At 40.7% G+C, this 13571-nt stretch carries 13 protein-coding genes; all 13 read left to right on the top strand.

Going from position 1 to position 13571, the window contains the following annotated elements; translation table 11 throughout:
• Positions 1-29 precede the first annotated feature (29 nt).
• On the top strand, positions 30-1310 hold the full coding sequence (yfmF, locus tag Q8G36_RS05450) for an EF-P 5-aminopentanol modification-associated protein YfmF (protein ID WP_305159448.1): 1281 nt from the start codon (positions 30-32) through the stop codon (positions 1308-1310).
• Positions 1310-2596 (top strand): EF-P 5-aminopentanol modification-associated protein YfmH, encoded by a 1287-nt coding sequence (gene yfmH / locus Q8G36_RS05445; protein ID WP_305159449.1) that lies wholly within the window; start codon positions 1310-1312, stop codon positions 2594-2596. Before yfmF ends, yfmH begins: the two co-directional genes overlap by 1 nt.
• Positions 2597-2614: 18 nt before the next feature.
• Positions 2615-3340 carry an elongation factor P 5-aminopentanone reductase gene (ymfI, locus tag Q8G36_RS05440; RefSeq protein WP_305159450.1) on the top strand — a complete coding sequence of 242 codons (726 nt, stop codon included), beginning with the start codon at positions 2615-2617 and terminating at the stop codon, positions 3338-3340.
• Positions 3341-3419: 79 nt separating this feature from the next.
• Positions 3420-3677, top strand: coding sequence for a DUF3243 domain-containing protein (locus Q8G36_RS05435; protein ID WP_305159451.1), 258 nt, complete (start codon positions 3420-3422; stop codon positions 3675-3677).
• 242 nt (positions 3678-3919) lie between these two features.
• Positions 3920-4711, top strand: a complete 792-nt coding sequence (locus Q8G36_RS05430) for a DUF3388 domain-containing protein (protein ID WP_305159452.1) — start codon at positions 3920-3922, stop codon at positions 4709-4711.
• Positions 4712-4728: 17 nt separating this feature from the next.
• On the top strand, positions 4729-5628 hold the full coding sequence (locus tag Q8G36_RS05425; protein WP_305159453.1) for a RodZ domain-containing protein: 900 nt from the start codon (positions 4729-4731) through the stop codon (positions 5626-5628).
• Between the two features lie 166 nt (positions 5629-5794).
• Positions 5795-6379, top strand: a complete 585-nt coding sequence (pgsA, locus tag Q8G36_RS05420; RefSeq protein WP_034313524.1) for a CDP-diacylglycerol--glycerol-3-phosphate 3-phosphatidyltransferase — start codon at positions 5795-5797, stop codon at positions 6377-6379.
• A 22-nt stretch (positions 6380-6401) separates the two neighbouring features.
• The gene (locus Q8G36_RS05415; RefSeq protein ID WP_305159454.1) at positions 6402-7634 is read left to right on the top strand and encodes a competence/damage-inducible protein A; all 1233 of its coding nucleotides are present in this window, start codon (positions 6402-6404) and stop codon (positions 7632-7634) included.
• A gap of 349 nt (positions 7635-7983) precedes the next feature.
• Entirely contained in the window at positions 7984-9030 is a 1047-nt protein-coding gene (gene recA, locus Q8G36_RS05410) for a recombinase RecA (protein WP_305159455.1), read from the top strand.
• Between the two features lie 350 nt (positions 9031-9380).
• Complete coding sequence (gene rny / locus Q8G36_RS05405) at positions 9381-10940, top strand: ribonuclease Y (protein WP_063231807.1); 1560 nt, start codon at positions 9381-9383, stop codon at positions 10938-10940.
• 152 nt (positions 10941-11092) lie between these two features.
• On the top strand, positions 11093-11890 hold the full coding sequence (locus Q8G36_RS05400) for a TIGR00282 family metallophosphoesterase (RefSeq protein ID WP_305159456.1): 798 nt from the start codon (positions 11093-11095) through the stop codon (positions 11888-11890).
• A 173-nt stretch (positions 11891-12063) separates the two neighbouring features.
• The gene (gene spoVS, locus Q8G36_RS05395) at positions 12064-12324 is read left to right on the top strand and encodes a stage V sporulation protein SpoVS (RefSeq protein WP_029281188.1); all 261 of its coding nucleotides are present in this window, start codon (positions 12064-12066) and stop codon (positions 12322-12324) included.
• 90 nt (positions 12325-12414) lie between these two features.
• On the top strand, positions 12415-13395 hold the full coding sequence (locus Q8G36_RS05390) for a dipeptidase (RefSeq protein WP_305159482.1): 981 nt from the start codon (positions 12415-12417) through the stop codon (positions 13393-13395).
• The last annotated feature ends 176 nt before the right edge of the window (positions 13396-13571 follow it).

Here is a 13571-nt window from a genome sequence, read left to right as displayed (position 1 = left end):
GGTGATTTATATAATGAGGAGGATTATTCATGTCTATTGCTTCCGATACAATTACGGAAAAAAGCGGCTACAAGCTTCATGTGGTCCGGACGGATAAATATAAAACGAATACTCTCGTGCTGAAGATGAAAGCCCCGTTGACAAAAGAGGACGTTACATATCGTGCATTGCTGCCATATGTGTTACAGAGCAATACAAGTAAATATCCTACAACACCCGAGCTTCGATCTTATCTTGATGATTTATATGGAGCAGGGTTTTATGTCGATGTAGCTAAAAAAGGAGAATATCAAATCATAAGTTTTACGATCGATATCGTCAATGAAAAATTCCTTAGTGATTCAACCCCGCTTCTCGAAAAGGCTTTTGGGTTATTATCAGAGGTGATCTTTAATCCGAAGAAGAACGGCGAAGCCTTTGACTCTAAAACCGTTTCCAATGAAATCCGTTCTTTAAAACAGCGGATTCAATCCATTTCCGATGACAAAATGCGATATTCAGCTACACGCCTTGTAGAGGAAATGTGTAAAAACGAACCATATGCTTTAGAAGCGAGCGGTAATCTTCAAGACTTGGAAACGATAACTCCAGAATCCCTTTTCGCCTATTATAAAAAAATGCTGACGGAGGATGAAATCGATTTATATGTAATCGGTGACATCGATGAATCGGAAGTGGTGGCTCTAGCTGACAAGTATGTGTCGTTGCAAGAACGAGTGCCTGTGAGACTGCCAAGGGAGACGGGCAAGGTAGTGGAGAAGGAAAAAGAAATCATTGAGAATTCGGATGTGAAACAAGGGAAATTGAATATCGGTTACCGAACCCAAGTTGCATACGGTGATCCGGATTATTATGCTCTTCAGCTATTCAATGGGATTTTTGGCGGCTTTTCACATTCAAAACTTTTCATTAATGTCAGGGAGAAAGCCAGCCTTGCTTATTATGCAGCTTCAAGGCTCGAAAGTCATAAAGGACTTTTAATGGTCATGGCCGGCATTGAAAATGCCAACTACAAGCAGGCATTGGATATCATTCATGCACAAATGAAGGAAATGAAGCTAGGGAACTTTTCCGAAGAAGAACTGGCACAGACAAAGGCGGTCGTTAAGAACCAACTCCTTGAAACCATTGACGTTTCAAGAGGACTTGTGGAAATTTTATATCATAATGTGGTTTCCGGGCAGGATATATCACTTGACGAGTGGTTTGCAAAAACAGAGCGGACGACAAAGGAAGAAATCATTGCAGTTGGTCAAAAGATTCAGCTTGATACGATTTATTTCCTAACGGAAGCGGAGGTGCAAGGGTAATGGATAAAATAGCATTCACTCAATTGAAAGAAGAACTTTTCCATGAAAAAATGGATAATGGTCTCGAAGTATATATTCTTCCGAAAAGTGGGTTCAATAAGTCATTTGCGACTTTCACTACGAATTATGGTTCAATCGACAACCATTTCAAACCATTGAATGAAACGGAATTCTCTAAAGTACCTGATGGGATTGCCCATTTTCTTGAACATAAGCTATTTGAAAAGGAAGATGGTGATGTTTTTCAGCAATTTTCAAAACAGGGAGCATCTGCAAATGCCTTTACTTCTTTCACCCGCACAGCTTATTTATTTTCAAGCACGTCCGATTTCGATAGGAATCTAACTACCTTAATTGACTTTGTCCAGGATCCTTACTTTTCGGAAAAGACGGTAGAGAAGGAAAAAGGAATCATTGGGCAGGAAATCAATATGTATGATGATAATTCAGACTGGCGATTATATTTCGGGACGATAGCCAATATGTATCATCAACATCCAGTGAAAATCGATATTGCCGGTACTGTGGAATCCATTGCAGATATTACGAAGGATATGCTTTACGAATGTTATAATACGTTTTACCATCCTAGCAACATGCTCCTGTTCGTTGTAGGACCGGTAGATGTCGAAAGTGCCATGAAACTGATTCGGGATAATCAAAATAATAAAGGGTATAACGAACAACCAGCAGTGGAACGTAAATTTGACGAGGAGCCGGAAGCCGTTGCCAAGGATAAGGAAGTCTTAAGGATGAATGTCCAGACACCAAAAGTGATGCTGGGCATCAAGGCCATCAATGTGCACCAATCCGGTTTACAGCTTTTGAAAAGGGAATTGGCGACCAATATTTATTTGGAAATGCTGTTTGGCAAGAGTTCACCTTTGCATGAGGAGTTATATGAGGAAGGGTTAATCGATCAAAGCTTCTCTTATGATTATACACAGGAACAAGGTTTTGGGTTTGCGTTAATTGGCGGGGACAGTGCCAAACCTGATGAGTTGACAGAGTCTTTATTTGGTATCCTGCAAAAATCAAAAGCCGGAACCGGCCTGAATGAAGAAAGCCTGCAAAGGACAATCAAGAAAAAAATCGGTTCTTTCCTTCGTTCCCTGAATTCGCCGGAGTATATAGCGAATCAATTCACCAGATATGCATTCAATGATATGAACCTGTTCGATGTTGTATCGGTATTGGAAAAACTAACGATCGAAGATATCAGGGAGGTCGCCAAGGACTTAATATCCGATCAACGGATGACTGTCTGCCAGGTACTTCCTAAATAATATAAAGGGGGCGGGAATGTGGGGAAACGTTTTGCCCTCATTACTGGAGCCAGTGGGGGAATCGGCAGGGAAATCGCTATAAAGCTCGCCGAGGAGAATTACTCACTTTATTTACATTATAACAGCAATGAAAAAGCGATACTTGAACTGATTGAAGAACTGAAGCCGCATCAAGTCGAACTTATTCCGGTTCAAGCGGATTTGGCTGCACCTAACGGCTACAAGAAATTGGCGGAAAGTATTTTTGCCCTCCATGCAATCGTCCTTAATAGCGGCAATAGCTATTATGGGCTTATATCTGACATGGATGAGACAATCGTGAATGAAATGGTCCAGCTGCATGTAACGAGCCCTTTCCAATTAACAAAGGAACTGCTTCCAAAGCTTATGTACCAAGAACAGGCTGCCATCGTTGCGGTCACATCGATTTGGGGGCAGACAGGTGCATCTTGTGAAGTATTATATTCTATGGTCAAGGGCAGTCAAAATGCTTTTATCAAGGCGCTTAGCAAAGAAGTAGCGCTTAATGGAATCCGGGTGAATGCCGTTGCCCCCGGTGCGATTTCCACTTCCATGCTCGAATCATTCAGTGCAGAAGATCTGGAGATCATCAAAGGCGATATCCCGATGGGCAGGATGGGGCATTCCAAAGAAGTCGCCGAGGCCGTATACTATTTGCTTTCCGACAAGTCGTCTTATATAACCGGGCAAATCTTAGGCGTAAATGGCGGATGGTACACATGATTTTTTTTAGACATGTATAATTTTCTCGGTTCCTTCACAAAATATCTATGTACTATTTTGAAGGAAAGGGTGACCATTCATGTCTGTACTGGACAATTGGGATCAATGGAAAAATTTCTTAGGCGACAGATTAAATCAAGGTGAACAACAAGGTTTGTCAGAAAGTGCTGTTAACAACTTGGCTTTCGAAATCGGTGATTACCTGGCTAATCAGGTTGAGCCTCAGAATGATCAAGAAAAAGTGCTTGCTGATCTTTGGTCGGTCGCAAGTGATCAAGAAAAGCATGCCATGGCAAGTGTTATGGTCAAGTTAGTCGAGAACAATGGAACGAAGTAAAATATCAATCCAAAAGGCCCTGTTATTAATTAACAGGGCCTTTTGGATTGAAGTGGGTGAGTATTTAACCTCTTATATAAAAATGAATATTTTTCTAGGGTTTTTCCTTTTAACTTATCACGAAATGCTATATTATAGAAGCTAGACAATTAATATTAAAGTGTTCAGACCTTGAAATTTACGATGGATAAGTTTTTTGCCCCTGAGTAGGGTAAAAGCTTTTAGGCTTAAGGAGTGTTATCGTGGATAATAAAGAATGGTATTTTGAATATGAAATTCAAGTCAACCGTCCTGGTTTATTAGGGGATATTTCATCCCTTCTGGGTATGCTTTCCATTAATATCATCACCATTAACGGGGTCGATGAAGGCAGGCGTGGTTTACTTTTGTTGGCGAAAGACAGCCGTAATATAGAAAGATTCGAGTCAATCCTCCGTACGATGGATACGATAAAGGTCATTAAGCTTAGGGAACCTAAATTGCGTGATCGCCTCGCTGTCAGGCATGGACGTTATATTCAGCGCGATGCCGATGAGAAAAACACCTTTAGGTTTGTTCGTGATGAACTAGGCTTGCTTGTCGATTTCCTGGCCGAGCTATTTAAACAGGAAGGTCATAAATTAATTGGGATACGAGGGATGCCCCGTGTCGGAAAAACTGAATCCATCGTAGCCTCGAGTGTATGTGCTAATAAGAGATGGTTGTTTGTGTCATCGACCCTTTTAAAGCAGACTATCCGCAGTCAGCTTATTGAGGATGAATATAATAATGATAATTTGTTTATTTTAGATGGAATTGTTTCCACTCGCCGTGCAAATGAGCGTCATTGGCAGTTGATTCGCGAAATAATGAGGCTTGATGCTGTCAAAGTAATTGAACATCCTGATGTTTTTGTCCAAAATACGGAGTATACCCTCGAAGACTTTGACTATATTATTGAATTGCGAAACAGTCCTGAAGAAGAAATAACATATGAAGTTGTCGACCAAAAAGACCAGTTTTCAGGGTCCGATTTTGGTTCCTTTGACTTTTAAAATGGCAGGTGTTTTATTTGACTGAGTTAGGTAATCGATTAAAGGAAGCTAGGGAAGCCAAAGGTCTTAGCTTAGAAGATTTGCAGGAATTAACAAAGATTCAAAAGCGTTACCTCATTGGCATTGAAGAGGGAAATTACAGTATGATGCCTGGAAAGTTCTATGTACGGGCATTCATCAAGCAATACTGTGAAGCGGTCGGATTGGATTCAGAAGAGATTTTCGAACAATATAAGAGTGAAGTACCATCGGTATACAGCGAGGAATTGCCAGAACAGCTTTCAAGGGTCCAATCCCGGAAAACTATACCGGCAGGAGATTCAAAGGTTGTAGAAATGTTACCGAAGATCTTGGCTGCCGTTCTAGTCATTGGTGCTGCCGTATTGATTTGGGTGCTGGTATTGAACTATATGAGTAACCCGGATAACGATGATAAAAAGGATGCTAAACAGAGCGATGCCGTGGGTTACAATAAAAGTGAAGATTTTAACAAAGAAGAAGAGAATGCAGATCAAAAACAGAATGAAGAAAAATCAGATTCATCTGATGAGAAGAATGAAGATGATGCAGTTGTCAAAAATGAAAAGAAAGAGCAAAAACTTGCCGTCACCAGTTCCAGCGGTAAAAATAGTACGTATGAATTAAAAAATACCGATACCTTTAAATTAAAGGTGACCTCCAAAGGCTCAACATGGGTCGGCATAAAAAATGGTGAAGGTAAATTACTTTTCCAGGGCACTATCGACAAGGACAAAAGCCAGGAAATTGATTTCACCAATGAAAAAGAAGCTGTCATCAATATAGGCAGAGCTTATGAAACTGAGATTTATGTGAATGATGAGAAGCTGGAGTATTCCATTTCACCGACTGAAGTGAATACGCAATTGGTTACGATACAATTTACGAAAGCCGAATAGTCATCTTATAGATGACTATTTTTGCTCTATATAATAGTAAGGCCGGCGGGAAATGGTTTACCCGGCATATAAGATTGGATTTTGAGTTAAATTATACATATAAGCATTAATTTAGATCTAAGACGCATTGCCCAAATGGCAGGCGTAAATTTTGGAGGTAAAAGTTTTGAATCTGCCTAATAAGATTACAGTAGCAAGAATCTGTTTAATACCAGTATTTTTAATCATCATGCTCGTTCCTTTTTCATGGGGGACGCTGACTTGGGGAGAATACAGTTTGCCAGTGGCGCACCTAGCTGGAGCCATCCTCTTTATTATCGCTTCCACTACGGATTGGATCGATGGCCATTTTGCCAGAAAATATAATATGATTACTGATTTAGGGAAATTTTTAGATCCATTGGCTGATAAACTTCTGGTTTCGGCTGCCTTAATCGTTTTGGTTGATCTAGATTTAATGTACGGTCAATCTTGGATTGCCATCGTGATCATAAGTCGCGAGTTTGCCGTCACCGGATTGCGTTTGGTGTTAGCGGGTACAGGGGAAGTGGTTGCAGCGAACCAGCTTGGTAAAATTAAAACCTGGGCACAAATTGTTTCCATTTCGGCTTTATTGCTGCATAACCTCCCATTTGCCCTCATTTCACTTCCATTTGCTAATATCGCATTATGGATTGCATTAATCTTTACAATCTGGTCAGGTTTGGATTATTTTATAAAAAACAAAGAAGTATTTGTTAATTCAAAGTAAAACGAATGGTGGTTTTGAAAAGATGGATGCAGAAATCATTGCAGTGGGCTCAGAGCTTCTTTTAGGACAAATCAATAACACTAATGGAAGATTCTTATCGCAGCAGTTTGCGGAAATGGGGATCAACGTTTTTTACCATACTGTGGTCGGGGATAACGACCGCCGTTTACAACAAGCTATAGAAATCGCTGAATCGAGGGCGAACTTGATTGTCTTTACCGGTGGACTTGGTCCCACCAAAGATGATTTAACGAAAGAAACGATTGCTCGCCATATTGGGAAAAAGCTCGTTATTAATGATGAAGCTTTGCAATCCATTGAAGCTTACTTCCAAAAACGGGAACGGCCGATGACGGAAAACAACAAAAAGCAGGCCCTTGTCTTAGAAGGCAGTGAAGTGTTGGCAAACGATCAAGGGATGGCACCGGGAATGGTATTGTCCAAATCTGGGATTACATATATGCTTCTTCCTGGTCCACCAAGTGAAATGGAGCCGATGTTTTTAAGTTATGGTTATGAAAAGATCATGAATAAATTGGAAAAGCATGAACGGATCGATTCCAAGGTTCTTCGGTTCTACGGTATAGGTGAAGCTGAGCTGGAAACGGTGATTGAAGATCTCCTTGTCAATCAAACGAATCCGACAATTGCTCCGCTGGCAGCCGAAGGGGAAGTGACGTTAAGGATCACCGCTAAAGACTCTTCTAAAGAAAAATGCGAAGAGCTTATTTTAAAAGCGGAAAAAGAAATTCTTAGCAGGGTCGGTAAGTTCCATTATGGAAGTGATAATACTTCGCTAATAAAGGAACTTGTAAAAGAACTAACAGTCCGCAAGCTTTCAATTGCGGCAGCTGAAAGCTTGACCGGAGGGATGTTCCAAGAACAGCTGACAACCATCCCGGGCGCCGGTAAAGTCTTCAAAGGCGGAATTGTCTGCTATACGAATGATGCGAAGTCTAATGTCCTCGGCGTCAGTGATGATACCATATCTGAGTATGGGGTGGTCAGCGGTGAGTGTGCAATGGAAATGGCCTCTAATGTCCGGAGCATGCTCGATGCGGATGTAGGCATAAGCTTTACGGGTGTTGCAGGGCCGGATGAACAAGAAGGCAAGCCTGTGGGGACAGTGTTTATTGGCATTTCCTATCGGGATGGAAACACTCATTTTAAGGAGTTGAACCTTTCCGGAAGCAGGGCGCAAAACCGTATTCGGAGTGTGAAGTACGGCTGTCATTACCTATTAAGGGATTTATAAACGCTATAAGCAGAGCTTTTTTACAGCTCTGCTTTTTATTTGGTTTTAGAAGTTTGTTTCTTGAAAAATAGGGGAAAAGGAAAAAAGTTAATTCAATGAAAATGTTTTTTTTAGGGAGTAAGTGAAAGGAAATGGAGTTTTCCTTAAAGATAAAGCGCTTATTTACAAAGAGTATCCCGAAAGAAAAAAACGAATGAATGTTCGACTTTTTGCTTGGCAAAATAGTAAAAAGAGTATATAGTAAAGATAGGTTTTGAGACAGGATACAAACCTTGATCTCAAATAATTGCTAACGTAAGTACACCTTTAATCGGACAGCCGATTATTTGAATATAGAGGAGGAAATTGAGTGAGTGATCGTCAAGCGGCTTTAGATATGGCGTTAAAACAAATTGAAAAACAATTTGGTAAAGGTTCCATTATGAAACTTGGGGAACAGTCTGATCGTAGGATTTCAACGATTTCAAGCGGTTCTTTAGCATTGGACGTAGCATTGGGAGTAGGCGGATATCCAAGAGGCCGGGTCATTGAGATATATGGACCTGAAAGCTCCGGTAAAACGACTGTTGCATTACATGCTATTGCAGAAGTGCAAAAGACTGGCGGCACGGCTGCATTCATTGATGCCGAGCATGCCTTAGATCCGGCATATTCAGAAAAGCTTGGTGTGAATATCGATGAGTTACTGCTTTCACAGCCTGATACGGGTGAACAAGCCTTGGAGATCGCTGAAGCGTTAGTTCGAAGTGGAGCGGTGGATATTATTGTCATTGACTCGGTGGCAGCACTTGTTCCTAAAGCTGAAATCGAAGGCGAAATGGGAGATTCCCATATGGGTCTTCAAGCCCGGATGATGTCTCAGGCACTAAGAAAACTGTCTGGTGCCATTAATAAATCAAATACCATTGCCATTTTCATTAACCAAGTCCGTGAAAAAATCGGTGTTATGTTTGGGAATCCTGAAACGACTCCGGGAGGCCGGGCATTGAAGTTCTATTCAACTGTTCGTCTGGAAGTGCGCCGTGCGGAACAATTAAAACAAGGTAATGAAATCGTCGGTAATAAAACGAAAATCAAAGTTGTAAAAAACAAGGTTGCTCCACCATTCCGTCAAGCGGAAGTTGACATCATGTATGGTCAAGGGATTTCCCAGGAAGGTGAAATCATCGATATGGGTGCAGATCTTGATATCGTCCTTAAAAGCGGCTCGTGGTATTCATACAATGAAGAGCGTGTCGGACAAGGCCGCGAAAATGCGAAGCTGTTCTTGAAAGAAAATAAGGATATCGCTCAGGAAATTTCCCAGAAAATCAGAGATCACTATAATCTCGATGGAGAGCATGAATTACCACCAGAAGAAAATGAAACAGAAGAGCATTTTGAATTGCTTGATTAATGATATTTGGAAAAGGCCTAAGCGAAGCTTAGGCCTTTTCTATATATTTTGAGAAAAGTGCGGAATTTTCAGCGGATTAAATGGCATTGAAATCAGATTTACAGACTTCTTCCATAATGAATGCTGTACATTATGATGGTTGATATTAAGAAAACTTGAATAATCATTGATACATAAGGGACAAACGCTTGACAATAAAAATTCTCAACTATACAATTAATATGTATATTTTACAATTTTTCAAACTAAAATTTTGAAAATTAAGTGCTGTATATTGAATTTATGTGCAATGTACTTGCCGACAGTTCAACATTTTATGTAAAAAGTTCATAGCAAGGGGAGGTGAAACGATGGAACCCATGACAATCATCTTCACTTTGCTTGGCCTAATCGTCGGTGCAGTTGTTGGTTATTTTATTCACAAATCAAAATTTGAGAGTAAAATAGCAGGGGCAAAGGGCTCTGCAGAACACATCCTTGAGGATGCAAAACGTGAAGCGGAAGCACTTAAGAAAGAAGCCTTGTTGGAAGCAAAAGATGAAATTCATAAAGTTCGTGCCGATTCGGATCGGGAAGCCCGTGAAAGAAGGAACGAATTACAAAAACAAGAAAATCGGTTATTGCAAAGAGAAGAGAATCTGGACCGCAAGGATGAAACGTTAGACAAACGTGAAAGCCTTTTGGAGAAAAAAGAAGATTCTCTAAACCAAAGACAACAGCATATTGAAGAGATGGAAAGCAAAGTGGACGAGACGGTTCGTAAGCAGCAAACAGAGCTTGAACGTGTTTCCGGTTTAACTCGTGAAGAAGCTAAAGCAATCATTATAGACCGAATGGAAAACGAGCTGGCTCACGATGTAGCGCTTATGATTAAAGAAAGTGATACCCGTGCCAAAGAAGAAGCTGATAAAAAAGCAAAAGAAGTCCTTTCTCTTGCCATTCAGCGTTGTGCGGCTGATCATGTTGCAGAAACCACCGTTTCTGTAGTAAATCTTCCAAACGATGAAATGAAAGGACGGATAATCGGACGTGAAGGACGAAACATCCGGACGTTAGAAACGCTAACAGGTATTGACCTTATTATTGATGATACTCCTGAAGCTGTCATTTTATCTGGATTCGATCCAATTAGACGGGAAACGGCACGCTTGGCTCTTGAGAAACTAGTTCAGGACGGACGGATTCATCCGGCTCGTATTGAAGAAATGGTTGACAAAGCAAGACGTGAGGTAGATGAACATATTCGTGAAATTGGTGAACAAACAACTTTTGAAGTTGGAGTTCACGGTCTCCATCCAGATCTCATCAAAATACTAGGACGTTTGAAGTTCCGTACCAGTTATGGGCAAAACGTACTTAAACATTCAATTGAAGTGGCCCAGCTTTCAGGTTTACTGGCCGCTGAGCTTGGAGAGGATGAAGTTCTTGCCCGTCGTGCAGGTTTATTGCATGATATTGGGAAAGCGATTGATCATGAAGTGGAAGGCAGTCACGTTGAAATTGGCGTTGAATTAGCAACCAAATATAAAGAGCATCCAACTGTCATTAACAGCATCGCTTCACATCATGGCGATACGGAACCAACTTCCATCATTTCAGTGCTTGTGGCTGCCGCTGATGCATTATCAGCTGCAAGACCGGGAGCTAGAAGTGAAACGCTTGAAAATTACATTAGAAGACTTGAAAAACTTGAGGAAATTTCCGAATCCTATGATGGAGTGGAAAAATCATTTGCGATTCAAGCCGGGCGAGAAGTGCGGATTCTAGTGAAACCAGAACAGATTGATGATCTTTCGGCCCATCGACTCGCACGTGATATCCGGAAAAGGATTGAAGAAGAGCTCGATTACCCAGGTCATATAAAAGTCACGGTCATCCGTGAAACAAGAGCAGTCGAATACGCCAAATAATTGTTAATGAAAGACGAAGTGGTGCAAACCGCTTCGTTTTTTCTTTTTCCGATATGAATCGTTAAGCGTAATTCCTATAATTACCCCAAATTATGTTACAATACATACTTGAATAATTCATATAATTAGGTGAATCTAGAAAGGGTTTTACAATGAAATTGCTATTTATTGGAGATGTAGTGGGGTCTCCTGGTCGTGACATGATCCAAGAATACCTTCCTAAGTTAAAAGAAAAGTATCGTCCGCATATCACGGTCATCAATGGCGAGAATGCAGCAAGTGGCCGGGGAATTACAGAAAAGATTTACCGCAGTTTTTTAGAGTGGGGAGCGCAGGCAGTGACCATGGGAAACCATACATGGGATAATCGTGATATTTTCAATTTTATTGATGAAGCGAAGTATCTCGTCCGTCCAGCAAACTTTCCAGATGGGGCACCTGGAGAAGGAATGAAATTTTTAAAATTGAACCAGTATGAAATAGCGATCATCAATTTACAAGCGAGAACGTTCATGCCGGATTTGGATTGTCCGTTCAAAAAGGCGGAAGAACTCGTGGCGGAGGCTCAAAAAAAGACACCAATTATCTTTGTCGATTTTCATGGTGAAGCTACAAGTGAAAAGCAAGCTATGGGGTGGTTCCTGGATGGGAAGGTTACAGCCGTTGTCGGTACACACACACACGTCCAGACAGCCGATAACCGTATATTACCTGCAGGCACCGCTTACATATCAGATGTAGGCATGACAGGACCATATGATGGCATCCTTGGTATGGAAAGAGAGGCAGTCATCCATCGGTTCCTAACTAGCCTTCCTGTTCGTTTCGAAGTGCCAAAAGAGGGGCGGACACTATTAAGTGGGGTTCTCCTTGAAATTGATGATAAAACCGGCAAGGCAAAAAAAATAGAAAGGATACTGATCAACGAAGATCATCCCTTTTATCATTGATTCGAACGGATGGACAGCAAACTGGCCATCCGTTTTTCCATTCATCAATAAATGGTGTACAATCCCGGTTTTCTTTGTCATACAAGTTTTACTTGATGAATATAGTAGCAGTGGAAAGTGTTATAACTATTGAGCCAAGTTAGAATCGGCAGGGAAAACAAGGAGGACTAGGAATGGAAATATTAAAAGTTTCAGCAAAATCTAATCCTAATTCTGTAGCAGGCGCACTAGCGGGAGTGCTCAGGGAAAGAGGGGCAGCCGAAATTCAAGCAATCGGTGCAGGTGCGTTAAATCAAGCCGTCAAGGCAGTAGCAATCGCAAGAGGGTTTGTCGCACCTAGTGGAGTTGACTTGATTTGTATTCCTGCCTTTACAGATATACTTATTGATGGCGAAGAGAGAACGGCAATAAAACTAATTATTGAACCAAGATAATTCCATGTTTGGGTGTCCTGTTTGTCAGATGGCGAGCAGGCTCTTTTTTGTCGTGAAATCCAAATGACGAAAGACCCGTGTCCCTTTATAATGGAATATATAATCATAAAAAAGGTACAGGAAAGGGGGATTACATTGGAGATTTTTGATGCACATTGTGATGTGCTGATGAAGATGTTCATCGATCCGGATATTTCTTTTACGAATAGTGATAAATTACATATAACAAAGCGGGGTTTATTGGATGAAGGGGGAAAAGTCCAATGTTTTGCCATATATATTCCTGAAAAAGTCCACCCTGATATGAGGTTTCAAGCGGCATTGGCGATGGTGGATATTTTTCATGAAAAGATTTTATCAGAGCCGGAAATGAAATTTATAAAGACCAAGGCAGACATCGAATATTTAAAAGAAAAGGAAATAGGTGCAATGCTAACTTTGGAGGGGTGCGATTGCATTGGGAATGATTTGTTGAAACTGAAAACCCTTATTCAGCTTGGAGTGTCATCCGTAGGTCTAACTTGGAATTATGCTAACTTGGTAGCGGATGGGGCATTAGAAACAAGAGGGGGCGGCTTGACAGGATTTGGAACGGAGGTGGTCGCGCTATTGAATGAGAAGGCAATTTGGTGTGATTTATCCCATTTATCTGAAGCTGGATTTTGGGACACCCTAAATTTGGCGAAATTCCCAATAGCCTCCCATTCGAATGCTTATCATCTTTGTCCGCATCCGCGAAATTTAAAGGACGGGCAGATAAAAGCCCTTTTGCAGAAAAATGGGGTGATCGGCGTAACCTTTGTCCCGCAATTTCTAGCAAATGGTGATTCGGCTACGATAAAGGATATCTTGAAACATATAGAGCATATATGCAGTTTGGGCGGGGAAAGACAAATTGGATTAGGGTCTGACTTCGATGGAATCGATTATATGGTAGAAAATTTAATGTCATATAAGGATTATCATAACTTAATCAATGAACTGAACAGGCTTTATTCCAGTGAGTTTGTAAAAGGTCTCCTTTTTGGTAATTTCACTCGTAATTTTCCGCTTGATAAGGTAATATCTTAAGTGATTTTCAATTCTTACTATATAGATATGAATGAATATTCTGAAAATATAAAAAATAAAAGCAAAAAGGTTGCAATTTAATGCTTAAACCGATAGAATTGAAAGCGTTTAGTACACCTTTTCTAAATTAGAACGATTAATTATACATATGAATGTTCTGAAGAGAGGTGCGGTTA

The organism is Peribacillus frigoritolerans (genome assembly GCF_030676415.1).
Lineage (GTDB): Bacteria > Bacillota > Bacilli > Bacillales > DSM-1321 > Peribacillus > Peribacillus frigoritolerans_A.
This window is presented reverse-complemented; position numbering and strand designations above follow the sequence as displayed.